This window comes from Domibacillus indicus (genome assembly GCF_023715895.1).
Classification (GTDB): domain Bacteria; phylum Bacillota; class Bacilli; order Bacillales; family Domibacillaceae; genus Domibacillus; species Domibacillus indicus_A.
Genome location: NZ_JAMBOO010000055.1, coordinates 1 through 1,302 on the forward strand (window position 1 = coordinate 1; position 1,302 = coordinate 1,302).

The following is a 1,302-nucleotide window of genomic DNA, read 5'->3' on the forward strand; positions in this document are numbered from 1 at the left end:
TTTTAGTACCGAAGTCTTCGATTCCACACTGCCAAGAAAAGCCTCTAGCGAGATGTAAGGTGCCCGTACCGCAAACCGACACAGGTAGGCGAGGAGAGAATCCTAAGGTGAGCGAGTGAACTCTCGTTAAGGAACTCGGCAAAATGACCCCGTAACTTCGGGAGAAGGGGTGCTCTGGTAGGGTGCAAGCCCGAGAGAGCCGCAGTGAATAGGCCCAGGCGACTGTTTAGCAAAAACACAGGTCTCTGCAAAGCCGCAAGGCGACGTATAGGGGCTGACGCCTGCCCGGTGCTGGAAGGTTAAGAGGAGGGCTTAGCGCAAGCGAAGGTCTGAATTGAAGCCCCAGTAAACGGCGGCCGTAACTATAACGGTCCTAAGGTAGCGAAATTCCTTGTCGGGTAAGTTCCGACCCGCACGAAAGGCGCAACGATCTGGGCACTGTCTCAACGAGAGACTCGGTGAAATTATAGTACCTGTGAAGATGCAGGTTACCCGCGACAGGACGGAAAGACCCCGTGGAGCTTTACTGCAGCCTGATATTGAATTTTGGCACAGTCTGCACAGGATAGGCAGGAGCCTTGGAAGCCGGAGCGCCAGCTTCGGTGGAGGCGCTGGTGGGATACTGCCCTGACTGTGTTGAAATTCTAACCCGCACCCGTGATCCGGGTGGGAGACAGTGTCAGGCGGGCAGTTTGACTGGGGCGGTCGCCTCCTAAAATGTAACGGAGGCGCCCAAAGGTTCCCTCAGAATGGTTGGAAATCATTCGCAGAGTGTAAAGGCACAAGGGAGCTTGACTGCGAGACCTACAAGTCGAGCAGGGACGAAAGTCGGGCTTAGTGATCCGGTGGTTCCGCATGGAAGGGCCATCGCTCAACGGATAAAAGCTACCCCGGGGATAACAGGCTTATCTCCCCCAAGAGTCCACATCGACGGGGAGGTTTGGCACCTCGATGTCGGCTCATCGCATCCTGGGGCTGTAGTCGGTCCCAAGGGTTGGGCTGTTCGCCCATTAAAGCGGTACGCGAGCTGGGTTCAGAACGTCGTGAGACAGTTCGGTCCCTATCCGTCGCGGGCGCAGGAAATTTGAGAGGAGCTGTCCTTAGTACGAGAGGACCGGGATGGACACACCGCTGGTGTACCAGTTGTCTCGCCAGAGGCATCGCTGGGTAGCTATGTGTGGACGGGATAAGTGCTGAAAGCATCTAAGCATGAAGCCCCCCTCAAGATGAGATTTCCCATTACGCAAGTAAGTAAGATCCCTTGAAGATGACGAGGTAGATAGGTTCGAGGTGGAAGTGCGG

At 55.5% G+C, this 1,302-nt stretch carries 1 rRNA gene; it reads left to right on the top strand.

The features are described 5' to 3' along the window. A 23S ribosomal RNA gene (locus tag M3221_RS25375) occupies window positions 1-1,302 on the top strand; the annotation flags it as partial.